Source organism: Streptomyces sp. NPDC050625 (genome assembly GCF_040654755.1).
GTDB lineage: Bacteria > Actinomycetota > Actinomycetes > Streptomycetales > Streptomycetaceae > Streptomyces.
On sequence record NZ_JBFAIQ010000006.1, the window covers coordinates 133,121 to 155,527 of the forward strand.

The 22,407-nt window shown below is 71.9% G+C and carries 20 protein-coding genes and 1 tRNA gene; 10 read left to right on the forward strand and 11 right to left on the reverse strand.

The annotated features are described in order from the left end of the window. Positions 1–11 precede the first annotated feature (11 nt). Together AB0I54_RS16300 and AB0I54_RS16305 are read left to right on the forward strand one after the other, a co-directional pair. A complete protein-coding gene (locus AB0I54_RS16300) occupies positions 12–734 on the forward strand; it encodes a molybdopterin-dependent oxidoreductase (protein WP_363296649.1) in 723 nt (240 codons plus the stop codon). Further along, on the forward strand, positions 718–1,344 hold the full coding sequence (locus tag AB0I54_RS16305) for a cytochrome b/b6 domain-containing protein (protein WP_363296650.1): 627 nt from the start codon (positions 718–720) through the stop codon (positions 1,342–1,344). Before AB0I54_RS16300 ends, AB0I54_RS16305 begins: the two co-directional genes overlap by 17 nt. A 45-nt stretch (positions 1,345–1,389) precedes the next feature. Here the strand turns inward: AB0I54_RS16305 and AB0I54_RS16310 are convergent, their stop codons facing one another. After that, positions 1,390–2,280 carry an NAD(P)-binding domain-containing protein gene (locus AB0I54_RS16310; protein WP_363296651.1) on the reverse strand — a complete coding sequence of 297 codons (891 nt, stop codon included), beginning with the start codon at positions 2,278–2,280 and terminating at the stop codon, positions 1,390–1,392. A gap of 59 nt (positions 2,281–2,339) precedes the next feature. Between AB0I54_RS16310 and AB0I54_RS16315 the strand changes: the two genes are divergently transcribed. Continuing rightward, positions 2,340–2,690, forward strand: a complete 351-nt coding sequence (locus tag AB0I54_RS16315) for a MerR family transcriptional regulator (RefSeq protein ID WP_363296652.1) — start codon at positions 2,340–2,342, stop codon at positions 2,688–2,690. 22 nt (positions 2,691–2,712) lie between these two features. Here the strand turns inward: AB0I54_RS16315 and AB0I54_RS16320 are convergent, their stop codons facing one another. Further along, a complete protein-coding gene (locus AB0I54_RS16320; protein ID WP_363296653.1) occupies positions 2,713–4,110 on the reverse strand; it encodes a gluconate:H+ symporter in 1,398 nt (465 codons plus the stop codon). A 91-nt stretch (positions 4,111–4,201) separates the two neighbouring features. Next, positions 4,202–4,720: a gluconokinase gene (locus tag AB0I54_RS16325; RefSeq protein WP_363296654.1), complete on the reverse strand. Its 519-nt coding sequence runs from the start codon at positions 4,718–4,720 to the stop codon at positions 4,202–4,204. Between the two features lie 150 nt (positions 4,721–4,870). Here AB0I54_RS16325 and AB0I54_RS16330 point away from each other — a divergent pair, with 150 nt between their 5' ends. Beyond that, on the forward strand, positions 4,871–5,572 hold the full coding sequence (locus AB0I54_RS16330) for a FadR/GntR family transcriptional regulator (protein WP_363296655.1): 702 nt from the start codon (positions 4,871–4,873) through the stop codon (positions 5,570–5,572). Between the two features lie 2 nt (positions 5,573–5,574). Here AB0I54_RS16330 and AB0I54_RS16335 read toward each other — a convergent pair whose 3' ends face one another. From AB0I54_RS16335 to AB0I54_RS16350, 4 genes are all read right to left on the reverse strand, one after another. After that, positions 5,575–5,988, reverse strand: a complete 414-nt coding sequence (locus tag AB0I54_RS16335; protein WP_363296656.1) for a YchJ family metal-binding protein — start codon at positions 5,986–5,988, stop codon at positions 5,575–5,577. Between the two features lie 37 nt (positions 5,989–6,025). Further along, the gene (locus AB0I54_RS16340) at positions 6,026–7,381 is read right to left on the reverse strand and encodes a M1 family metallopeptidase (RefSeq protein ID WP_363296657.1); all 1,356 of its coding nucleotides are present in this window, start codon (positions 7,379–7,381) and stop codon (positions 6,026–6,028) included. A gap of 80 nt (positions 7,382–7,461) precedes the next feature. Next, positions 7,462–11,328, reverse strand: coding sequence for a Pls/PosA family non-ribosomal peptide synthetase (locus AB0I54_RS16345; RefSeq protein ID WP_363296658.1), 3,867 nt, complete (start codon positions 11,326–11,328; stop codon positions 7,462–7,464). 361 nt (positions 11,329–11,689) lie between these two features. Beyond that, positions 11,690–11,777: transfer RNA gene (locus AB0I54_RS16350), tRNA-Leu, on the reverse strand. Positions 11,778–11,976: 199 nt separating this feature from the next. On the opposite strand from AB0I54_RS16350, the gene AB0I54_RS16355 reads away from it, so the two are divergent. From AB0I54_RS16355 to AB0I54_RS16365, 3 genes are all read left to right on the forward strand, one after another. Beyond that, on the forward strand, positions 11,977–13,302 hold the full coding sequence (locus AB0I54_RS16355; RefSeq protein ID WP_363296659.1) for a M20/M25/M40 family metallo-hydrolase: 1,326 nt from the start codon (positions 11,977–11,979) through the stop codon (positions 13,300–13,302). A gap of 166 nt (positions 13,303–13,468) precedes the next feature. After that, the gene (chpH, locus tag AB0I54_RS16360) at positions 13,469–13,702 is read left to right on the forward strand and encodes a chaplin ChpH (RefSeq protein WP_317442434.1); all 234 of its coding nucleotides are present in this window, start codon (positions 13,469–13,471) and stop codon (positions 13,700–13,702) included. 158 nt (positions 13,703–13,860) lie between these two features. Next, positions 13,861–14,691 carry a chaplin gene (locus AB0I54_RS16365; protein WP_363296660.1) on the forward strand — a complete coding sequence of 277 codons (831 nt, stop codon included), beginning with the start codon at positions 13,861–13,863 and terminating at the stop codon, positions 14,689–14,691. Positions 14,692–14,776: 85 nt separating this feature from the next. Here the strand turns inward: AB0I54_RS16365 and AB0I54_RS16370 are convergent, their stop codons facing one another. Then, positions 14,777–14,965 carry a DUF5703 family protein gene (locus AB0I54_RS16370; protein ID WP_046732800.1) on the reverse strand — a complete coding sequence of 63 codons (189 nt, stop codon included), beginning with the start codon at positions 14,963–14,965 and terminating at the stop codon, positions 14,777–14,779. Between the two features lie 47 nt (positions 14,966–15,012). Between AB0I54_RS16370 and AB0I54_RS16375 the strand changes: the two genes are divergently transcribed. After that, the gene (locus tag AB0I54_RS16375) at positions 15,013–15,720 is read left to right on the forward strand and encodes a hypothetical protein (protein ID WP_363296661.1); all 708 of its coding nucleotides are present in this window, start codon (positions 15,013–15,015) and stop codon (positions 15,718–15,720) included. A 98-nt stretch (positions 15,721–15,818) separates the two neighbouring features. Here the strand turns inward: AB0I54_RS16375 and AB0I54_RS16380 are convergent, their stop codons facing one another. Beyond that, the gene (locus AB0I54_RS16380) at positions 15,819–18,032 is read right to left on the reverse strand and encodes a helix-hairpin-helix domain-containing protein (RefSeq protein ID WP_363296662.1); all 2,214 of its coding nucleotides are present in this window, start codon (positions 18,030–18,032) and stop codon (positions 15,819–15,821) included. After that, complete coding sequence (locus AB0I54_RS16385; protein WP_363296663.1) at positions 18,029–19,012, reverse strand: aldo/keto reductase; 984 nt, start codon at positions 19,010–19,012, stop codon at positions 18,029–18,031. The genes AB0I54_RS16380 and AB0I54_RS16385 overlap by 4 nt, the downstream gene beginning before the upstream one ends. A 184-nt stretch (positions 19,013–19,196) precedes the next feature. Between AB0I54_RS16385 and AB0I54_RS16390 the strand changes: the two genes are divergently transcribed. Together AB0I54_RS16390 and AB0I54_RS16395 are read left to right on the forward strand one after the other, a co-directional pair. After that, on the forward strand, positions 19,197–20,252 hold the full coding sequence (locus AB0I54_RS16390) for an LLM class F420-dependent oxidoreductase (protein WP_363296664.1): 1,056 nt from the start codon (positions 19,197–19,199) through the stop codon (positions 20,250–20,252). 299 nt (positions 20,253–20,551) lie between these two features. Continuing rightward, positions 20,552–21,340, forward strand: a complete 789-nt coding sequence (locus AB0I54_RS16395) for a ferritin-like domain-containing protein (protein WP_363296665.1) — start codon at positions 20,552–20,554, stop codon at positions 21,338–21,340. A 7-nt stretch (positions 21,341–21,347) separates the two neighbouring features. Here the strand turns inward: AB0I54_RS16395 and corA are convergent, their stop codons facing one another. After that, complete coding sequence (gene corA, locus AB0I54_RS16400; RefSeq protein WP_363296666.1) at positions 21,348–22,346, reverse strand: magnesium/cobalt transporter CorA; 999 nt, start codon at positions 22,344–22,346, stop codon at positions 21,348–21,350. Between the last annotated feature and the right edge of the window lie 61 nt (positions 22,347–22,407).

The following is a 22,407-nucleotide window of genomic DNA, read 5'->3' on the forward strand; positions in this document are numbered from 1 at the left end:
CGAATGAATACGTGAACTCCGAACAACCTGAGGAGGGCCGGCCGATAGGCCGCCGCGTGCTGCTCGGCACCATCGGTCTGGGCGCCCTCGGCGTGGTCACCGCCCCCACCCTGCAGCGCGGCATGGAGGCCTTCCTCGGCACCGTGTCCGGCAAGGACCCCACGGGCCTGACGGGCCTGCTGCCGAACGGCGGCGGGTTCCGCTACTACTCGGTTGCCGCGTCCGTGCCGCACAAGGGCCCCGTGAACTACCGCCTCACGATCGACGGACTCGTGGACCACCCGCGCAGCTACACCCTGGCCGACCTGCGCGCCCTGCCCCAGACCCGGATGGTCAAGGACGTCCAGTGCGTCACCGGCTGGCGGGTCCCGGGCACCCCCTTCGAGGGTGTACGGCTCTCGGACCTGCTGGACGCGGCGGGCGTGCGCGGCAGCGGCAAGGCGATCCGCTTCACCTGCTTCGACGGCGTCTACAGCGAGAGCCTCACCCTCGAACAGGCCCGCCGCGCCGATGTGCTGGTCGCCCTGCGCATGCAGGACAAGGACATCGGCCACGACCACGGCGGACCCGTCCGCCTCTACGTCGCCCCCATGTACTTCTACAAGTCCGCCAAATGGCTCTCCGGCATCACCGTGACGGACCACGTCCAGCCGGGCTACTGGGAGAAGCTCGGCTACGACGTCGACGCCTGGGTGGGCCGCTCGAACGGACGGACCGATGAGCCTACGAGCTGAGACGCCGGCCCCGCCGGACTCCCGCGTCCGCCGCTTCACTCCGGCAGAGCGCTGGATCCACCGCACCACGGCGGCCCTGATGGGCATCGTCGTGCTGACCGCGGCCTTCCTCTACATTCCGCAGCTCGCCGTCCTGGTCGGCCGCCGTGAACTGGTCGTCCGCGTCCACGAGTGCGCGGGCCTGGCCCTGCCCGTGCCGGTCCTGCTCGGCCTCGCCTCCCGTGCCTTCCGCTGCGACCTGGGCTTCCTCAACCGGTTCGGCCCGCACGACCGGCTCTGGCTGCGGGCGGCCCTGGTCCGCGACAAGCGGCGCTCCTCCCGCCCGGCCGGCAAGTTCAACGCCGGGCAGAAGGTGTACGCCGCGTGGATCGCCGGCGCCACGGTGGTGATGCTCGCCACGGGCCTGATGATGTGGTTCACCCATCTCACCCCGCTGATGTGGCGCACCTCGGCGACCTTCGTCCACGACTGGCTGGCCCTCACCATCGGCGTCGTCCTCGCGGGCCACATCGGCATGGCCCTGGCCGACCCGGAGGCCCGCCGAGGCCTGCGCACCGGCAGGGTGAGCCGGGAGTGGGCGAAGCGGGAGCATCCGCTGTGGCGGCCCTGAACACGGTCGCCGAGCGGCGGCTCCGGACGCGGTGACCGGCCACCGTCAGACCGGTTCGTCGCTCTTCAGGAATGTGGCCAGGCGCGCCAGCCCTTCTGCCTCGTGACCGGCGGCGACGGCCCGGTCGGCGGCGCGCTTGGCTGCGCTCAGCGCGCCGGTGTCGAGGCCGCGGTCGGCGGCAGCTTCGACGAGATGTCCGAGCGTCGTCGCGGCCGCCCCGATCGTGGAACGCTCCCCGGGGAAGTCGCCCGCCTCCAGCTGCCCGGCGAACCGGGTGACCAGCTCGGGCAGCAGCCCGCCGATGCCCGCCGCGAAGGGGGCCAGATCCCGCGGCGCGACCCCCTCCGCCGAGCCGAGGGCGAAGGCGTGCGCGACACCGTGCACCGCGGTGGCGAACAGGTCGAGCAGCGCGACCTCGTGGGCCGCCGCCCGCCCGGGATCCTCGCCGACGTGGACCTGAGTGCCCCCGAGCGCGGCCATGGTGTCCCGCACCGCCTCGTGCACGTCGGGCGCCCCGCTGTACAGCACCGCGGCCGACGGGGTGCCCATGGCCGGGGTCGGGGTGAGGATCGCGCCGTCCAGGTAGCGGATGCCGTGCCCGGCGGCCCACCGCGCCAGGGCGCGCGCCTGGGCGGGCCGCCCGCTGGAGAGGTTGACCAGGACGCGTCCGGTCCAGTCGGCCGGCGGCGGGTCGAGGACGGCCTGTACGGCGGCGTAGTCCAGGAGACAGACGACGATCACCCGCCCGCCCCGCACGGCCTCCGCGACCCCGCCGGCGACGACGGCTCCCCGTTCGGGGAGGTCGCCGGTCCGGCCGGGCGTGCGGTTCCACACGGTCAGCGGGTGACCGGTCGTCAGGAAGGCGGAGGCGAGAGCCCGGCCCATGGGGCCGAGGCCGAGGACGGAGACAGGCGTCGAGTCGGTCGTGTTGGTCATGCCGCGACGCTAGACATTCACGTTGACGTGAGAGTCAAGTCCCTGCTGGACTCGGCCCCATGAGAATCGGTGAGCTCTCCCGGCGCACCGGCGTGAGCCCGCGTGCCCTGCGCTACTACGAGGAGCAGGGTCTGCTGGCACCGCAGCGGCGGCCCAGCGGATACCGCGAGTACGAGGAGCGGGACGTCACGACGGTACGGCGGGTCCAGGTCCTGCTCTCCGCGGGCCTCGGCACCGCCGCCATCGCGGAGATCGTGCCCTGCGTCGAGGACCCCGATGTCGTCCTGGTCGGCAGATGCCCCGAGATCGTGGACGGCATCGCCAGGGAGCGGGCCAGGATCACGGCGGCGATCGACGACCTGACCGCCGCCCGCGACATCCTGGACTCCCTGGTGGGCCGCCGCCTGTAGGCCGGCGGATCGGGTGCCGCTCCTAGATCACGAGTGACAGGAGCAGGACCAGACCGCCCGCGACCACCGAGATGATGCACTCCATGACCGACCAGGTCTTCAGGTTCTGGCCGACGCTGAGGCCGAAGTACTCCTTCACCAGCCAGAAACCGGCGTCGTTGACATGGCTGAGGAAGAGCGATCCGGCGCCGATGGCCAGGACCATCAGGGCCGCGTGGGTCGTCGACATGTCGGCGGCCAGCGGGGCCACGAGCCCCGCCGCCGAGACGGTCGCCACCGTGGCCGAACCCGTCGCCAGCCGGATCGCCACCGCGATCAGCCAGGCCAGCAGCAGGGCCGGTATCGACCAGTCCTTGGAGATGTCCAGGATCATCTGACCGACACCGCTGTCGATCAGCGTCTGCTTGAAGCCGCCGCCCGCGCCGACGATGAGCAGGATGCCCGCGATGGGAGCGAGGCCCTTCTCGACCGTCCGTGAGATCCGCTCCTTGCTGAACCCGGCCGGCCGGCCCAGGGTGAACATGCCGACGATCACGGCCGTGAGCAGGGCGATCAGCGGCGAGCCGATGACGTCGAAGACGCGCTGCACCAGGTGCGTCGGATCGTCGACCACGATGTCCACGAGCGCCTTGGCCAGCATCAGGACGACCGGCAACAGGATCGTGGCGAGCGTGACGCCGAAGCCGGGGCGCTTCTCCAGCTCCTCGGAGGGGCGCTGCGGGATCATGCGCTCCGGAGCGGGCACGTCCACCCACCGGGCAGCGACCTTGGAGAACAGCGGACCGGCGATGATCACCGTGGGTATCGCGACCAGGACGCCGAGCGCGAGCGTGACGCCCAGGTTGGCCTTGACCGCGTCGATCGCGACCAGCGGCCCGGGGTGCGGCGGCACCAGGCCGTGCATCACGGACAGGCCCGCGAGCGCCGGGATGCCGATGCGCATCAGGGAGTAGTTGCCGCGCTTGGCGACCATCAGGACCACCGGGATCAGCAGCACGATGCCGACCTCGAAGAACAGCGGCAGACCGATCACGGAGGCGATCAGCACCATCGCCCACGGCATCGCCCGGCCACCCGCCCTGGCGAGGATCGTGTCGACGATCTGGTCCGCGCCGCCCGAGTCGGCGAGCAGCTTGCCGAGGATCGCGCCCAGCGCGATGAGCACACCGACACCGGCGACCGTGGTGCCGAGCCCGGTGGTGAAACTGACGATCGCCTTGTCGAGCGGCGCCCCGGCGAACGCGCCCAGCGCCAGCGACCCGATGGTCAGCGCCAGGAAGGCATGGAGTTTGAACTTGGTGATGAGCAGGACGATGACGGCGATACCGGCCAGCACGGCGATGCCCAGCTGGGCGTGGCCGGCCGAGGTGATCGGCTCGACGGTGTCCGCTGCCAGCATCTCGACGCTGAGTCTGGTCACGGGGTTCCCTTGCAGATACGGGGGACGGGGGAGGGGTGTTGCTGCGGTGGGGGTGCTGCCGCGATGCGGCGGAGGTGCTGCCGCGGGGGTGTTACCGCGGTGCGTCGGGAAGTGCGTCCAGCGCCTCGGCGGCCCGCTCGGTGATCTCCTCCGGGGACCCGGAGACATCCACGGCGACGCCCGCCTCGTCCGGCTGGAGCGGCTGGAGCGTGGCGAACTGGGAGTCCAGCAGCGCGGCCGGCATGAAGTGCCCCTGCCGGTGGGACATCCGGTCCTCGATGAGCTTCCGGTCGCCCGTGAGATGCACGAACACGATGCCGGGTGCCGTCGCCCTGAGCCGGTCGCGGTACGACCGCTTCAGCGCCGAGCTGCTGACCACCCCGCCGAGCCCGCGCCGCCCGTCCGCCCAGGCGCCGATGGCGTCCAGCCAAGGCCACCTGTCCTCGTCGCCGAGCGGGATCCCGGCCGACATCTTGTCGATGTTGGCCTGCGGGTGGAAGTCGTCGCCCTCGGCGTACGGGACGCCGAGCCGGGCGGCCAGCAGGGGACCGATCGTGGTCTTGCCCGTGCCGGCGACGCCCATCACCACGACGACGTGCGGGGTACGCATCACTGCCTCGCTGTCTTCCTCGACAAGCGACGCCGGCGTACGACATCCGGCGTCGGCCTCACTGAAACGCATTAGGTACGACGAATTCAAGAGTGTGTGATGTATAAGTCTGACTTTTTATCTCAGTGATCCACTCTGTACGCTGAGTGCATGAGCACACCGGGCCGGGGTCTGCACGGCCATGTACTGGACTCCCTCGGCCCCGCCATCACTGCCGGCGAGTACCCGCCGGGCAGCGTTCTGCGTACGGACGAGATGGCGCAGCACTTCGAGGTGTCACGGTCGGTGATGCGCGAGGCGGTGCGGGTCCTGGAGTCCATGCACCTGGTCGAGTCCCGCCGCCGGGTGGGCGTGACGGTCCGCCCCAAGGCCGAGTGGAACGTCTACGACCCGCAGGTCATCCGCTGGCGTCTGGCGGGCGCCGACCGCCCGCACCAGCTGCGTTCGCTGACGGTGCTGCGCTCGGCGGTGGAACCGGTCGCGGCGGGCCTCGCGGCGAAGAACGCGACGGCGGAGCAGTGCGCCGAGCTCACCGAGTGCGCGCTCGGCATGGTGGCCAACTCACGCGGCCACAGGCTGGAGGGCTACCTCGTCCACGACATCGCCTTCCACCGGGTCATCCTCGCCGCCTCCGGCAACGAGATGTTCGCCCGCCTCGGGGACGTCGTCGCCGAGGTCCTCACGGGCCGTACCCACCACGAGATCATGTTCGAGGACCCCGACCCGGCCGCCGTCACCCTGCACGTCCAGGTCGCGGAGGCGGTGCGCGCGGGCGACGCGGCCCGCGCCGAACAACTGACCCGGGAGATCACCACGGGCGCCCTCCAGGAACTGGACATCCTCGCGCCGTAGGCCTACTCGTCGAGGAACTCCCCGTCGACATACACCCACGCCCCGTCGACCCGCTCGAACCGGCTCCGCTCGTGCAGCGAGCCGCCCCGGTAGGACGCCCGGAAGGTCACGGTCCCGGTGCTGTGGAAGGCCGACCCCTCCGTCGCACCCAGCAGCTCGAGCCCGGTCCACGTCATCCCCGGATCGAGATCCAACCGCGCCGGCCGCGTACGCGGATGCCACGTCCGCAGCAGATACCCACGGTCCCCCTTCACAAAGGCGCTGTACCGCGACCGCATCAGCGCCTCGGCGGTAGGCGCGGCCACCCCACCGCGGTGATACCGCCCGCAGCACGTCTCGTACGGCTCGGACAGCCCACAGGGGCAGACGGACACGGACTTCACGGGACTAGCGGCACGTCGGGACACGGCCCCCATTGTGCCGTGTCGGGGACCACCGGCACGGCAGCGGTGCTCAGGCCGAGTCCGCCGTCCCCCGTGGTGCGGCCGGCGTCGGCAGTGGGGGTAGCGTCCCCCGGTGCAGCCAGGCCTCGAACAGGCCGTCCAGTGGTTCGTCCGCGAAGCGGGCCACGTGTGTGGTGAACATCGGGGTGGACACCACCCCGTTGCGGTGCAGCCGTACCCAGCTGCGCAGCATCAGGAAGAACGCGTCGTCGCCGAGCGCGCAGCGCACCGCGTGGATCGCCAGGCCGCCGCGCTCGTAGAGCCGGTCGTCGAACATCGACTTGCGGCCCGGGTCGGCCAGCCGGAGGTCCTGCGGCAGCGTGGACAGCAACCGGTGTGCCGTCGCCGCGAGTTGCTGCGTGCTGCGGCCGCCCGAGCGCTCCGACCACAGCCATTCCGCGTACTTGGCGAAGCCCTCGTTCAGCCAGATGTGCCGCCAGTCCGCGATGGACAGACAGTTGCCGAACCACTGGTGCGCCAGCTCGTGCGCGACCAGCCGCTCCGAACCCCGCGCCCCGTCCACGTGGTTGGCGCCGAACAACGACAACCCCTGTGCCTCGACGGGCACATCGAGCTCCTCCTCGGTCACCGCGACCGCGTACTCGTCGAACGGGTACGGCCCGAACAGCTCCTGGAACAGCTCCATCATCGCGGGCTGCCGCGCGAAGTCCCGCGAGAACTCCGGGAGCAGCTGCGCCGGGATGTGCCCGTGCTGCGGAACCCCGCCCGGACCCGGGTCGCCCAGCAGCACCGTCTCGTACTTGCCGATCGCCAGCCCGACCAGATAGCTCGACGTGGGCGCGGACTGCTCGTACACCCAGGTGGTCGTCGAGGCCTTCGTCGTACGGGTCAGCAGACGCCCGCCCGCGACCACCGAGTACGCCGACGGCGTGGTCACCGAGATGAGATACGACGCCTTGTCGGCGGGCCGGTCGTTGCACGGGTACCAGGACGGCGCTCCGATCGGCTGGCTCGCCACCAGCGCCCCGTCGTCCAGCTCCTCCCAGCCGATCCCGCCCCAGGGGCTCGGCACCGGCCTGGGGTTGCCCGACCAGTGCACCTCGACGGTGAAGGCGGCCCCGGCCCGCAACGGCTTCGCCGGACGGATCCGCAGCCGGCCCCCGCGGTGCGTGTAGTGCGGCTGCCGGCCGTCCACCCGCACCCGGCCGATCTTGAAGTCGGCCAGGTTCAACTGGAATTCGGTGAGCGTCGAGCGCCCCGCGATGGCGTTGATCCGGGCCGTCCCCGCCAGCCGGTTGGGGCCGGGACGGTAGTCCAGCGTGAGTTCGTAGCGGTGCACCCGGTAGCGGGGATCACCGTTGTCCGGGAAGTACGGGTCCCGGCCCACTGACTGCTGAACTGCCACTGCCGCGTTCGCTCCCTGCACTGTGCCGCCACTCCGCTTCAAAGCCGGTGCACCGCCCACCGGCGCCGAGTGGCCCGCGTTCAGGGCCGCCATGCCTCGATCGGGTTGCCGAGCCAGCGGGTGTCGTCCGGGACGGACTCCGCGGCCATGACGAGCGACGCGGGACCCAGCGTCGTACGGGCCCCGATCGTGCTGCCGGGCAGCACGATCCCGCCAGGGCCCAGCGTGGCGCCCTCACGGAGAACAACAGTATCCGTCCGCAAGATCCGGTCGTGGAAGAGGTGCGTCTGGAGGACACACCCACGGTTCACGGTGGCGGCGTCCTCCAGGGTCACCAGGTCCGTCTCCGGCAGCCAGTAGCTCTCCACCCACACGCCCCTGCCGACCCGGGCGCCGAGCCCCCGCAGCCATGCCGTCAACAGCGGTGTGCCCGGCACCGACCCGGCCAGCCACGGCACGGCCACGACCTCGACGAACGTGTCCGCCAGCTCGTTGCGCCACACGAAGGAACTCCACAGCGGATGCTCCCCGCCGCGGTGCCGCCCCACCAGCAGCCACTTCGCCACGATCGACACAAGCGCCGCCGTCGCCCCGGCCGCGAGCAGCACGAGACCCGACAGCGGCGGGGCCCACGCCCCCAGCGCGCACAGCGCCGCCACCGTCAGCACGGCCAGCGCCGCCGAGCAGAACACCGGCACGATCCGGCACAGCTCCACCAGCCCGCGCGCCCACAGCAGCCGGGCCGGCGGGTCGTACGTACGGCTCTGGTCGCCGTCGTTCGCGCTGCGCGGCAGCTTCACCGGCGGCAGCCCGAGGTACGAGGTGCCCTTCTTGGCCTTCTTCGGCGTCGCCGACAGCACGCCGACCAGACCGCCGTCCGGCACGCTCCGCCCCGGCGCGGTCATCCCGGAGTTCCCGAGGAACGCCCGCCGCCCGATCTCCGCGCGCCCGATCCGCACCCAGCCACCGCCGAGCTCGTACGGCGCCGTCAGCGTGTCGTCCGCCAGGAAGGCCCCGTCGCCGACGGTGGTCAGGCTCGGCAGCGCGAGCACGGTGGACACCTCGGCGCCCCGGCCGATCCGCATCCCGAGCAGCCGCAGCCACACCGGCGTCACCAGACCCGCGTACAGCGGGAACAGCGTCTCCCGGGACCGGTCCATCAGCTGGGTGACCGTCCACGCCTGCCAGCCGATCCGGCTGTGCGTCGGATGCGTGCCCTCGCGCAGACCCACACTGAGCAGTCGTACGGCGATCAGGATCTTCAGCGCGTACACCAGCCCGTAGGCCAGCGTGGCCGGGACGAGCGCGAGCGCGGCTCCCCGCGGGGCCTCGCCGAGTCCCGCGCCGGGCGTCACGAACACACCGGCGACCAGCAGCGCCGCCACCGCCGCCGACACCGGCAGGGCGCTCAGCGCGACGCCCGTCACGCCGTACATCACCCGCCAGTACGTGCCCCGCTGCGGCCGCTCCTTGGGCCAGTTGCGCTTGGCCTTGCCGAGCTTGACCGCGGGCGCGCCGGCCCACCGCTGACCGGTGGGAATCTGCCCGGTGACGGCCGAGCCGGGCGCCACCTCGGCACGCTTGCCGACCCGCGCGCCCGGGAAGAGCATGCTGCGCGTCCCGACGACGGCGTGCGCCCCCACCTTCACCGGCCCGATCTCCAGCCGGTCACCGTCCAGCCAGTACCCGGACAGGTCCACCTCGGACTCCACGGCGGCACCCCGCCCCAGCTTGAGCATGCCGGTGATCGGGGGCAGCGAGTGCAGATCCACGTCCTGGCCGACCTTGGCGCCCAGCGCCCGCGCGTACCGCTCCAGCCACGACCCGGTCAGCGTGGTCGCCCCGGTGAAGTCGGCCAGCCGCTCGGCGGCCCACAGCCGCACATGCACGCTCCCGCCGCGCGGATGGCGGCCGGGCCGCACGCCCCGCAGCAGCAGCCTCGCTCCGCCCGCGGCGAGCGCGATCCGTCCGGGCGGGCTGAAGAGCAGCACGGCGCCCGCCGCGATCAGCCACCAGGGTGCGGTCGGCAGCCAGGAGTAGCCGGGCAGCAGGTTCCCGAGCGCGGCCAGGGCCACCGCCCAGCGCAGCCCGAGCAGGGTGTACAGGGGGACGAGCAGGAGAATCTGGATGATCTGGGCGCGCACCGGGACCGGCGCGACCGTCCGCCGCGCGCCGTCGTCGTGCGCGGACGCCTCCAGGCGCCGGGCCAGCTTGCGCAGGGTGGGCTGCTGGTAGATGTCGAGGACGGCGGCGCTCGGGTAACGGGTGCGCAGCCGGGTGGTGAGCTGGGCGGCGGCCAGGCTGCCGCCGCCGATCGCGAAGAAGTCATCACCGGCGCCGCTCACCGGGATGCCGAGGACTTCCGTCCACTGCTCGGCGAGCCAGGCCTCGGTGCCGTAGAGCTGCTCGGCCTTCCCGCCGGTCTCCAGGCCCTCCAGGGGCCACGGCAGGGCGTCGCGGTCGACCTTCCCGGACGTCCGGGTCGGCAGTTCGCCGACCGGCGCGAGCAGCGGCACCAGGGCGGCGGGCAGCTCGGCCCGGAGCTTCTCGACGGCGGCCGCGTGGTCCCAGCCGTCCTGGGTGACGACATAGCCGACGAGGAGCTGGTTGCCGCCGCGGGCGGTGCGCACCGCGGCCGCGGCCCCCGCGACGCCCGGGAGCGCCTGGAGAGCGGCGTCCACCTCACCGAGCTCGATCCGGCGCCCGCCGAGCTTGATCTGCTCGTCGGCCCGCCCCAGGAAGATCAGCCCTTCGGGATCGGCCCTGACCAGGTCACCGCTGCGGTACGCGCGCTCCCAGCCCAGCGACCGGAGCGGCGCGTACTTCTCCGCGTCCTTCTCGGCGTCGAGATACCGCGCGAGCCCGACCCCGCCGATGACCAGCTGCCCGCTGCCGCCCATGGGCACGGGCTCCCCGGCCTCGTCGACGACCGCCAGCTCCCAGCCGCCCAGCGGCAGCCCGATCCGTACCGGCTCCTCACCGGTCATCAGCGCCGCGCACGCCACGACGGTCGCCTCGGTGGGCCCGTAGGTGTTCCACACCTCGCGCCCCTCCGTGACCAGCCGCTGCGCCAGCTCGGGCGGGCAGGCCTCACCGCCGAAGATCAGCAGACGTACGTCGTTGAGGGTCTCCGGCTCCCACAGCGCGGCCAGCGTCGGCACCGTGGACACGACGGTGATCTCCTGCTCGACCAGCCAGGGACCGAGGTCGGCACCGCTCCTGACCTGCGAGCGGGGCACGGGCACCAGACAGGCGCCGTACCGCCAGGCCAGCCACATCTCCTCGCAGGACGCGTCGAAGGCGACCGACAGCCCCGCCATGACCCGGTCCCCGGGCCCGATGGGCTCCTCGACGAGGAACAGGGCCGCCTCGGCGTCCACGAACGCGGCGGCGCTGCGGTGCGTGACGGCGACGCCCTTGGGCTTGCCGGTGGACCCGGAGGTGAAGATGATCCAGGCGTCGTGCTCGATGCCGGGGCGGGCGGCCGGGACGTCGGCCGTGCCGTTGACGGTGATCCGGTGCCCGGCCCCGATCACGGCCCGCACCTGCGCCTCCCCGAACACCAGTTCGGCCCGCTCGTCGGGGTCCTCGGCGTCGACGGGAACGTAGGCGGCACCGGCCGCGAGCACGGCCAGGACGGCGATGTACAGCTCATTGGTCCCGGACGGCACCCGCACGCCCACCCGGTCCCCGAGCCCGACGCCCGCGTCCGCGAGCCGCATCCGCAGTCGCTCCACCTCGACGGCCAGGGCCCGGTAGGTGAGCCGCGTCGTCCCGTCGTCCAGGGCGAGCTCGTCCGGGTACGACCGTACGGATGCGTCGAACACGTCGACGAGCGTGCGCGGTGAGGCGGCCGCTCCCGCGGAGAAGCGTGCCGTGTCGCCGAACTGCTCGCGGATTTCCTCGTCGAGCAGGCCGAGGGCGCTGCCCTCCTGTATGGCTGCCATCCGGTCCTCGCGTCTAGTTCCCGGAAGCCTCCGGGGCGCTGGCGGGCCCGCAGGTCTGCCTGGGGTTGTCCGGCTCCAGCTCGGTAACAAGCCGGAAATATTAGTACGACGCTATGCTCCACCCCTTCGTCCGGCCACTTGGGGCAGCCGTCCGGGGGACGCCGTGGGCGCGGGCGCACGCCTGTGACCTGGAGATCCGTGGGGGAGACGAGAGATGGCCCACATCCGTGCAGACGGCATGCAGAACTGGCGCCGCGCACCGACCAGTTGACCGACCGCGCGGTGCGCCCACGCGGATGACGGACCGTCAGGAACCGTCGGAGGGAAAACCCGAGGGCCCCTGCTCGGCAGGGGCCCTCACTGGTGTCCGAGGGGGGACTTGAACCCCCACGCCCGATAAAGGGCACTAGCACCTCAAGCTAGCGCGTCTGCCATTCCGCCACCCGGACAAGGTGTCTGTCGTGCGCGGTTTCCCTCGCGGCGACGAAGGAAACATTACCAGGCTTTCGGGGCGGCCGATCACGCCCCGTCCCCGGGCCGGCGCCGGCGTGAACGGCCTGTGACGGACCGGGTCCGGTCTTGGGGCGGACGCGGGAGGGGAGGGAGGATGAGAGGGACCGACCAGCAGTGACAGTGGGAGGAATCGGCGTGAGCGAGACGGACACGGCCAGAGGCGTCACCGGCGAGGACGAGGTCGTGGACCTCTGCCGCGAGCTGATCCAGATCGACACCAGCAACTACGGAGACCACTCCGGCCCCGGCGAGCGCAAGGCCGCCGAGTACGTGGCCGAGAAGCTCGCCGAGGTGGGTCTCGAACCGAGGATCTTCGAGTCGCACCCGGGGCGTGCCTCGACCGTGGCCCGTATCGAGGGCGAGGACCCGTCGCGGCCCGCGCTGCTGATCCACGGCCACCTCGACGTCGTACCGGCCAATGCCGACGACTGGACCCACCACCCGTTCTCCGGCGAGGTCACGGACGGATGCGTGTGGGGGCGCGGTGCCGTCGACATGAAGGACATGGACGCCATGACGCTCGCGGTGGTGCGCGACCGGCTGCGCAGCGGGCGCCGGCCTCCCCGGGACATCGTGCTCGCCTTCCTGGCGGACGAGGAGGCGGGCGGCACGTTCGGCGCCCGGTGGCTGGTCGACAACCACCCCGACCTCTTCGACGGCGTCACCGAGGCCATCAGTGAGGTCGGCGGGTTCTCGTTCACCGTGAACGAGCAGCGGCGCCTCTATCTGATCCAGACGGCCGAGAAGGGCATGCACTGGATGAAGCTGACCGTGGCCGGCACGGCCGGGCACGGGTCGATGATCCACCGGGACAACGCGATCACCGAGCTGTCCGAGGCGGTCGCGCGCGTGGGGCGGCACAAGTTCCCGGTGCGGGTCACCAAGACCACCCGTGCCTTCCTCGACGAGCTCGGCGACGCGCTCGGCACCGAGCTCGACCCGGAGGACATGGAGTCCACCCTGGCCAAGCTGGGCGGCATCGCCAAGCTCATCGGCGCGACCCTGAGCAACACGGCCAACCCCACGCAGCTGAACGCCGGCTACAAGGTCAACGTCATCCCGGGCGAGGCCACCGCCAACATCGACGGCCGGTTCCTGCCCGGGTTCGAGGAGGAGTTCCTGGCCGACCTCGACCGGATCCTCGGCCCGAAGGTCAGGCGCGAGGACGTGCACTCCGACAAGGCCCTGGAGACCACCTTCGACGGGGCGCTCGTCGAGGCCATGCAGTCCGCGCTGCTCGCCGAGGACCCGGCCGCCAAGGCCGTCCCGTACATGCTCTCGGGCGGTACGGACGCCAAGTCCTTCGACGACCTCGGCATCCGCGGCTTCGGCTTCGCGCCGCTGAAGCTGCCGCCGGAGCTGGACTTCGCGGGCATGTTCCACGGGGTCGACGAGCGGGTGCCGGTGGACGGGCTGCAGTTCGGTGTGCGGGTGCTCGACCGGTTCATCGACGCGTCCTGAAAAATCCCAGCCGAATCGAAACTACCGGCACCCCGATAATCGGCCACCTGTGCGGAGGTGACTGAGAAGAGTGAATGTGACCATAGGCTCGTAGCTCCATTACTCCCTCCTCGTTACTGGTGATGCGATCAGCTACTTGGGATCGCTTTGCCAACAAGGAGGAACAATGCTCAAGAAGGTCGTCGCTGCTGCGGCTGCCACTGGTGGTCTGGTGCTCGCTGGCGCGGGCCTCGCCGTCGCCGACTCCGGTGCCCAGGGTGCCGCCGTGCACTCCCCGGGTGTCGTTTCCGGCAACGTCGTCCAGGTGCCGGTGCACGTCCCGGTGAACGTCTGCGGCAACACGATCTCGGTGATCGGGCTGCTGAACCCCGCCTTCGGCAACACCTGCGTCAACCACTGACGACGACTCCCCGAGGGGCGTCCTTCCGTCGGCCCCGGAGCGCGCGCCATGCGCTCCGGGGCCGAACGGTCTTTTCACGCCGAATTCACCAGCGGATTCGCCGTACGAATTCAGTGCAGGAAATTCGTAGCAGGAACGAAGGCAGGGGGGAATCACCAATGCGACTGGGTACCCGCAAGGGACTGATGACCGTGGCTGCGGCCACCGGAGTTCTCGCCGCGGCGGGCGGCTACGCCCACGCCGACTCGGGCGCGAGCGGCACCGCTTCGAACTCGCCGGGCGTGCTGTCCGGCAACACCGTGCAGGCACCGGTGCACGTGCCGGTGAACGTCTGCGGCAACACCGTGAACGTCGTCGGGCTCCTCAACCCGTCCGTGGGCAACAAGTGTGCAGACCAGGGCGGCTCCGGTGATCACGGCGGCTCGCACGCGGGCGGACACACCTCGGGCTCGCCCGGCGTCGGCTCGGGCAACACCGTGCAGGCGCCGATCGACGTGCCGGTCAATGTGTGCGGCAACAGCGTCAATGTCGTGGGGGCCGGCAACGCCGCCATCGGCAACGACTGCGCCAATGGCGGCTCCGGCGGAGGACACCCCAGCCAGCCGCCCGGCGGGGGCCATGGAACGCCTCCGGGGGGCGGCAACGGTACGCCGCCGCCCGGTCAGCCCGGCAACCCCGGCCAACCCGGCAACCCCGGGCACCCCGGTCAGCCGGGTACGCCCGGTCACCCGGGCCACCCCGGAACGCCTGGCCACCCCGGAACGCCCGGTCACCCGGGCACACCGCCCACCAAGGGCCACGGCAATCCTGGCGGCTCCTCGCACCGCGGCCCGCAGGGGGCGAGTTCCGTCGTCGCCCGGCTGCCTTCCGGCGCCGCGCAGCTCGCCCACACCGGCAGTGACCTGCCGATCGGCATCGTGCTGCCGGTGGGCGCGGGGGCCCTGCTCGCCGGGGCCGTGATGTACCGCAAGGCCCGCGCCTCGGCATAGCGCACGAGCACGGGACAGGACCGGAACCCGGGAAAACGGAGCGGGCCCCGCCGAAGCGGGGCCCGCTCCGTTCAGGTCCCCCGGATCACCACGTGGCGCGCACCTGGCGGATGATCCGCCGGCGCAACCGCACCCTGCGGCTGCCGTCGCGCATCAGGCTCAGTCGGTCCAACTCCCAGTGTCCGTACTCGGCATGGTCCGTCAGCAGACGCGTCGCCTCCTTGCGGGAGACCCCGCGCGGTACGTACACGTCGACAAATTCGTATTCCGGCATCGCATCTATTGTGCGGGCTGGGGCCCGGTACGGATAGCGTCTGCACTATGTCTGATGCTGCGCAGCCCACCGCTGCCGAGGTACGCGCCGCCGCCGAGGCGGTCAAGACCGCGCTCGACCGTCACCTGGCTGCGGTCGAACGCAGGTCGGGGGAGGACGACCCCGCTGTCTACGATGCGTTCAACGAGCTGGCCGCGGCCGCCGAGGCGTACGACGAGCTGCTCTACGACCGCTATGACGAGGTCACGCCCTTCGAGATCCCCGGTACGGAAGACACGCTGCCGCCGTACGCGGGCCCCGAGGAACCGAGCGCGATCAGTGTGCTGATCCGCCGCGACTACTCCGTCGCGGAACCGCAGCGACTGCTCGCGCAGGCCGAGCGGGTCGAGGCGGTGGAGTACGGGGACGGCGCGGACACGGAGACCTCCGGCACGGTGCACGGGGCGCTCGGGGTCCTGTTCGGGGAGTTCGAACCGGACGAGATCGCCTCCCGGCACAAGGAGTTCGGGCTGGAGGAGGGCGACGCCACGCTGTGGGTGACCGCCGCGGACGACCCCACCGACCCCGGCGAGTGGCTGGAGGCGCCCTTCGAGCAGGTCGACCCGCAGCGGGTGGTCTGCCGCTTCGACGTCAGCGCGGTCTTCGACGACGAGATCGACGACGAGATCGACGACATGACCGGGGACGACGATCTGGAGGACGAGCTCGACCTGGACGGCGACGAGGACTTGGAGCCGTTGGACGCGGATCGCTGATCCGTCGGTCACCGCCCCGTGCGTCACCGATCGTGGATCGCTGACGCACGGAGCGGTGCCGGACCGACGCCGAGGCCGGTCCGGCACCGCCGCAGCGCTCAGCCGGACGCCGGGACCTGGGCCTTCAGCAGGGCCGGCAGCCGCGTCGTGCGCGGCTTGGCCGGGGTCTCGGCGACCGCCCTCGGCAGTGCCTGCTCCACACCGTGGACCACGGACAGATGGCGGGCCGCCCGGCTGAACGCCGTGTACACCCAGGGCCGGCTCAGAGCCGGTGCGGCGTCACCGGGCAGCACCACGACCACCGCGGGCCAGCGGCCGCCCACGGCCTGGTGCGCGGTCAGCGCCCACCCGTGGCGCACGGACTGCTCCACGCGCTCCCTCGGTACGACCACGGGGGCGCCCGAGCACGACAGGTGCAGCCCGTCGGCGTCGGCCTTCAGCACCAGGCCCGGCAAGGTGCGCCCCGGCGCGGGGGAGTAGGCGATCCGGTCACCCGGGTCGAAGCCGCCGAAGCGGCCCGGGCCCGGGTTGAGCCGTTCCTTGAGCGCCGTGTTGAGTGCACGGGTGCCCGCGGCTCCGCCGTGTCCCGGGGTGATCACCACGGTGTGCTCGGCCGGTACGCCGATGGCCCGCGGCACGGAGTCCGCGACCAGCTGCACGGTCCGGTGCACCGCCTCGCCCGCGTCCCGCACCGGCACGATGACGATCTCCTTGCCGGGCGCCTCGACCCGGTGGAGCTCGCCGATGCCGATGCCGGAGACCAGCTCGCCGAGGGGGCCGGGATCGGGCACGCGCGAGGCGACCTGCGGGCACACCCGCGCCGCCAGCAGGTCCGCGAACACCCGCCCGGGCCCGGCCGACCAGAGCACGGCGGGATCCCCGGCCAGCACCAGCCGGGCGCCGTCCGGCAGCGACTCGACGAGCAGGGCCGCCGTCTCCACGTCCAACTGGGGCGCGTCCAGCACGATCAGCAGGTCGAGGTCGAGGGCACCGTCGGCGTCCCGCCCGGGGCCCTCGGCGCCGGACAGCAGCCCCGCCACGGTGGCCGTCCCGCCGCCGGACGGTCCGGCCTGCTCGCCGAACCCGGCCGCCAGGGCCGTGAAGTCGTCCCGGCCGCCGTCGGTGTGCGTCACCGCCCAGGCGCGCAGCCCGATACCGGGCGCCTCGTGCAGCAGGCGCGCCGGGTCGGCGAGGGACGCGTGTCCGCCGGTGTGCAGCACCAGCCCGTGTGCCGCGACCGCCCGGATCAGCTCGCCCGCGGAGCCCCCGGCAGCGGCGGCGGCCCGCTCCCGGGCCTCGCCCGGACCGTCCTCCTTGGGCACGGAGTTGAGCAGGCGGGCCAGGCCGTCGGCGAGGCTCTCCTCGGCGAGCGCGTACCGCTCCAGGCCGACCAGGACACGGACGGGCCGCTCCTCGCCGTCCTCCTCCTCGTCGCCTTCCCGGGGTTCCGGCCGGGCCGGGGCTCCCGGCTCGTCGAGGGCGTCCTGGAAGACCAGGGCCTCACCCTCCGCGAGGGCGCTCTGCACGGCGGCGTCCGGATCCGGCACGCCCCGCTGGGCCAGCGCCGCGGTGAGCACGGGCAGCTCCAGGGCGGTGTGCCCGGCCAGGGCCGCCTGCTCAAGGAGCCAGCCGGTCACCGCACGGGCGCGCCGCTCGTCGTCCGGGCCGCACTCCGCGCCGAGCAGCGCCCGCGCGAACCCGTCGGCCTGCTCGGGCCGCACCCCGGTGACCTTCAGGAGCTGCCACGGGTCGTCCCGCAGCTGAGTGTCCGCACCCTCGCCGAGGGCCGCCGCGACCTGAGGCGCGAGGGTGTCGGGCGCGCCGCCCTCGGTCAGGACACGGCGTACGGCGTCGACGGCTTCCGGGGCAGGGGCGGGCGCGGTGAGTGCGGGAGCCTGACCGGCTGCCGGTGCCGTGGGCTCGGGTCGGCGCGCGGGCTCCGGCGACGCCGGTCTGCGCGGGGCGGGGGCCGGTTCGGCGAAGACCGTGGACGCCGGCTTCTCGCCGCTCTCCACCGCCCGTACGGCCGCGAGCAGATCGGCCGCCTTGCCGCTGAGCTTGGCGCCCGCGGCGACCGGCCCCTTCTTCTCGGCCTTGCGGCGCTCGATCCGCTCCCGTTCGACCTGTTGGGCCGCCAACTCGGCTTCCGCCTCGGACCGTTCGGGCGCGGCGGCGGTCTCCGCCCGATCGGGCCGGGTCTCCGCCCCGGCATCCGAGGCCGACGGGCCGGCGGCGGTGCCGCTCTCCGCTCCGTCCGGGACCTCCGGCGGCCCCGGCTCGGCTTCGTCCGGGGTCTCCGGCTCCGTGCTCACAGCGTGCTCCAGTCGTGATCGGGATAGCGGTGCAGGGGCGCCGACACATCGTCCAGCGCCCGGCAGATCTCGTCAGGAAGACTAAGGGCCTCCACTGACAATGCCGCCGTGAGCTGCTGTGCGTTGCGCACGCCGATGATCGGGGCGGCCACGCCGGGCCGGTCGCGCACCCACGCGAGGGCCACCTGGAGCGGGGTCACCGCCAGCCCGTCCGCCGCCGTCGTCACCGCGTCCACGATGCGGGTCGCCGTGTCGTCGAGATACGGCGCCACGAAGGGCGCCAGATGCTCCGAGGCACCGCGCGAGTCCGCGGGAGTGGCGTGGCGGTACTTGCCGGTCAGCACACCGCGCCCGAGCGGCGAGGAGGGCAGCAGACCGACCCCCAGGTCGAGGGCGGCGGGCAGCACCTCGCGTTCCACGCCACGCTGGAGCAGCGAGTACTCCATCTGCGTGCTGGCCAGCCGGGTGCGGGTGCCCGGGGCCGCGAGCTGCCAGGTCGCCGCCTTGGCGAGCTGCCAGCCGCAGAAGTTGGAGACTCCGGCATAGCGGGCCCGGCCGCTGCTGACCGCGAGGTCGAGGGCCTGGAGGGTCTCCTCCATCGGGGTGTCCGGGTCGAAGGCGTGCACGTGCCAGATGTCGACGTGGTCCGTGCCGAGGCGGGCGAGGGAGGCGTCCAGCGCGGCGAGCAGATGACCGCGCGAGCCGTCGAAGCGTCGGTCCGGGTCCGGAATGCTCCCCGCCTTCGTCGAGATGACCAGGTCCCGGCGTGGCACGAGCCCTTCCATGAGCCGCCCGAGCAGATACTCGGCCTCTCCGCCGCCGTACACGTCCGCGGTGTCGACGAGGGTCCCGCCCGCCTCCCAGAACGCCTTCAGCATGTCCGCGGCGTCGTGCTCGTCGGTGTCCCGGCCCCAGGTGAGGGTGCCGAGCCCGATCCGGGACACGCGCAGGCCGGTCCGGCCGAGATGCCTCTGCTCCATGAACGCCGAGATTACTGGCCAGAGGTGATGGATTGGGTTGCCTGTGGACAACCGATTTCCGCACGCTTACCGGGGCCGGGCCGGCCGCCGCGCCCACCGGAGGCGGCACCCTCTGCCGACGGAAGGCCCGCCGCGCTAGTGTCTCCGGCACAGGGACATTACTGATCAGTAAGGGGATGCGCTCATGCAGCTCGGGATCAACCTCGGCTACTGGGGTGCCGGAATGGACGCGGACAACCTCGCCGTGGCCCAGGAGGCGGACCGGCTCGGGTATGCCGTGTGCTGGGCCGCGGAGGCCTATGGATCCGACGCGCCCACGGTGCTCTCCTTCGTCGCCGCGCGCACCGAGCGCATCGACGTGGGCTCCGCCATCATGCAGATCCCCGCCCGCCAGCCCGCGATGACCGCGATGACCGCCGCGACGCTCGACTCGCTCTCCGGGGGACGCTTCCGGCTCGGCCTCGGTGTCTCCGGGCCGCAGGTCTCCGAGGGCTGGTACGGCGTCAAGTTCGACAAGCCGCTGGCGCGGACGCGGGAGTACGTCGAGATCGTGCGCAAGGCCATGACGCGCGAGCGGCTGTCGTACGAGGGCGAGCACTGGACGCTGCCGCTGCCCGGCGGCCCCGGCAAGCCGATCAAGCTGACCGTCCATCCGCAGCGCGAGCACATCCCGCTCTACATCGCCGCCATCGGCCCCAAGAACCTGGAGCAGACCGGTGAGATCGCCGACGGCGCGCTGCTGATCTTCCCCTCGGCCGAGCACCTCGAGGACACCGCCATGAAGTACCTGCGTGCGGGCCGGGAGAAGGCGGGCCTGACCCTCGACGGGTTCGACGTCTGTCCCACCCTCCCGCTGGCCGTCGGCGAGGACAAGGACGTGACCCGGCTCGCCGACACCTTCCGCCCCTACACCGCGCTGTACGTGGGCGGCATGGGCAGCCGCAAGCAGAACTTCTACAACCAGCTCGCCCAGCGCATGGGCTACGAGAAGGAAGCCGCCGAGGTCCAGGACAAGTACCTGTCCGGCGACAAGCAGGGCGCCGCGGCCGCCGTACCGCACGAGCTGATCGACCAGACCACGCTGCTCGGCTCCGTGGACCGCATCGCCGACCGCATGAAGGCCTACGCCGAGGCCGGGGTCACCACCCTCACCCTCGCTCCCGCGGGCTTCACGCTCGACGAGCGGATCGCCTCCCTCCGCGCCGGCAGCGAGGCCGCCGAGCGCGCCGGACTGGTGTGAGGCCGACCGGTGAGGAAATGCCATGCGGGGGTAAAGTGAACGCAAAGGGAGCGTAACGCCCGAAGGGGATTTTCAGCGGCCGTGGTGGGGGCTCGGGGGTCTTCCCCGCCACGGCCGTCACGGGGAACAACGCGCCCGGGCTTCGGCGGTTACGCCCCCGGTACGACACCGGTGCTCCTTCTTTCGGCGCACTTGTCCGACGCAGCTGTTGCAACGCCTCCGGTGCCGCAATTGACTCGTTCTTTGCGGAACCTGCGGAAATATGCGGAATCCGTGCGTCCTGCGGAGAGGTGTCCACCATGCTTTCGGCCAAGAGTCTGTTCCAGGAGATCATCGACAACGACGAGTCCTTCCGGCTCTTCTGCTCCATCGCGGCCGGCGGGGAGTCCCAGGGCGGCTGGGAGAACGCGCGGATCGCCGCCTTGGTGCCGCAGACCGAACGCGAACTCGCCCCCAAGATCGCCCGCCACGGCGCGGACGAGGACAAGCACGGGCGGATCTTCAACGCCCTGATGAAGAAGCGCGGACTGCGACCCGTCCCCGTCCCGCCCGACACCGACTACACGATGCTCCTCGAACGGCACGGCATCGGCCTCGCCCACGAGAAGCTCACCGCCGACAGGCCGCTGACCGTGCGGGACATCGTCACCTACCTCGCCCACAGCCGGGTCACCGAGCAGCGGGCCTCCGAGCAGATGGAACTGCTGCGCAAGCACTTCGCCGACCACCCGGACATCGGCCGCGCGGTGCGGATGATCTCCCAGGACGAGGACAACCACCTCGCCTACTGCCACGAGGAACTGCTCCGCTTCGCCCGCGCCGGCCACGGCCGCGCCATCCAGCGCACCCTGCGCGAGTGCGCCCTCGCCGAGATCCGGATCTACCGGGACGTCAGCCTCGCGGTCATGGCCCACATGGGGCGCATCCTGCGCTGGTCGAGGCCCAGGTCCCTGATGCTCGCGGCCGGCATCCACGCCGTCTACGCGTGGGAGCGGCTCGCGGGCTGGCGGCGCATGGTGTCCCTGCGGATGCCCGAGCGGCGCAACGCCCTCGGCGGGCCCGCGACCACCGCCGCCGAGTTCGCCTGAGACCGCGTCACAGCCAGCCGCGCTGCTTGAACAGGCGGTACAGCACGACCTCCAGCGCGATCACCGCCACGATCACCGCCGGATACGACCACAGCCAGTGCAGCTCGGGCATGTGGTCGAAGTTCATGCCGTAGATCCCCGCGATCATCGTGGGGACCGCGGCCATCGCCGCCCACGCCGAGATCTTCCGCATGTCGTCGTTCTGCCGGACGCTCATCTGCGCCAGGTGCGCCGACAAGATGTCCGACACCAGCCGGTCCAGACCCTCCACCGACTCGTTCACCCGGGTGAGGTGGTCGTTGACGTCCCGGAAGAACGGGCGCGCCTTCTCGTGCACGAACGGCACCGCCGTGCCGGAGGTGCCCACCCCCGCGAGCCTGCCCATGACCACCCCGAGCGGCACCGTCGCCCGGCGGAACTCCAGGACCTGCCGCTTGAAGGCGTAGATCCGCGACGCCGTGTGCCGCGAGCCGCCGAACGACGGCGAGAACACCTCCGCCTCCAACTCCTCCAGATCGGTGCCCAGTTCGGTGGCCACCTCCAGATAGTGGTCCACGATCGCGTCGGCGATCGAGTACAGCACCCCGGTCGTACCGTGCCGCAGCATCTCGTGCTGCTCCTCCAGATGGCGCCGGATCGTCCCGAGGGGCGAGCCCTCGCCGTGGCGCACGGTCACCACGAACGAGTCGCCGAGGAAGAGCATCAGCTCGCCGGAGGTCACCCGGTCGCTCTTCGGCTCGTACGTCACCGGCTTCAGCACCACGAACAGCGAGTCGTCGTACACCTCCAGCTTGGGCCGCTGGTGCGCCTTCAGGGCGTCCTCCACGGCCAGCGGATGGAGCCCGAATTCCTCGGTGACCAGGTTGAACTCGTTCTCCGTCGGCTCGTACAGACCGATCCAGAGGAAACTGTCACCCCGGGCGCGCGCCTCGGCGAGGGCGTCGGAGAAATCGTCGGGCCCCTCCATCCGGTGCCCGTCGCGGTAGATGGCGCAGTCGACGATCACGGAGCGTATTCTCCCTTCGTCCACCCGTCTGCGCACTCCGGTGTGCGCCTACCCTGGGCCG

Excerpts from the sequence above, each read along its gene's own strand:
- AB0I54_RS16385 (WP_363296663.1), bottom strand. The coding sequence starts at position 19,012 with ATGGAGCAGAGGCATCTCGGCCGGACCGGCCTGCGCGTGTCCCGGATC.
- AB0I54_RS16325 (WP_363296654.1), bottom strand. The coding sequence starts at position 4,720 with ATGCGTACCCCGCACGTCGTCGTGGTGATGGGCGTCGCCGGCACGGGC.
- AB0I54_RS16370 (WP_046732800.1), bottom strand. The coding sequence starts at position 14,965 with ATGCCGGAATACGAATTTGTCGACGTGTACGTACCGCGCGGGGTCTCC.
- AB0I54_RS16315 (WP_363296652.1), top strand. The coding sequence starts at position 2,340 with ATGAGAATCGGTGAGCTCTCCCGGCGCACCGGCGTGAGCCCGCGTGCC.
- chpH (WP_317442434.1), top strand. The coding sequence starts at position 13,469 with ATGCTCAAGAAGGTCGTCGCTGCTGCGGCTGCCACTGGTGGTCTGGTG.
- AB0I54_RS16345 (WP_363296658.1), bottom strand. The coding sequence starts at position 11,328 with ATGGCAGCCATACAGGAGGGCAGCGCCCTCGGCCTGCTCGACGAGGAA.
- AB0I54_RS16365 (WP_363296660.1), top strand. The coding sequence starts at position 13,861 with ATGCGACTGGGTACCCGCAAGGGACTGATGACCGTGGCTGCGGCCACC.
- AB0I54_RS16335 (WP_363296656.1), bottom strand. The coding sequence starts at position 5,988 with ATGGGGGCCGTGTCCCGACGTGCCGCTAGTCCCGTGAAGTCCGTGTCC.
- AB0I54_RS16390 (WP_363296664.1), top strand. The coding sequence starts at position 19,197 with ATGCAGCTCGGGATCAACCTCGGCTACTGGGGTGCCGGAATGGACGCG.
- AB0I54_RS16310 (WP_363296651.1), bottom strand. The coding sequence starts at position 2,280 with ATGACCAACACGACCGACTCGACGCCTGTCTCCGTCCTCGGCCTCGGC.
- AB0I54_RS16395 (WP_363296665.1), top strand. The coding sequence starts at position 20,552 with ATGCTTTCGGCCAAGAGTCTGTTCCAGGAGATCATCGACAACGACGAG.
- AB0I54_RS16375 (WP_363296661.1), top strand. The coding sequence starts at position 15,013 with ATGTCTGATGCTGCGCAGCCCACCGCTGCCGAGGTACGCGCCGCCGCC.
- AB0I54_RS16305 (WP_363296650.1), top strand. The coding sequence starts at position 718 with ATGAGCCTACGAGCTGAGACGCCGGCCCCGCCGGACTCCCGCGTCCGC.
- AB0I54_RS16330 (WP_363296655.1), top strand. The coding sequence starts at position 4,871 with ATGAGCACACCGGGCCGGGGTCTGCACGGCCATGTACTGGACTCCCTC.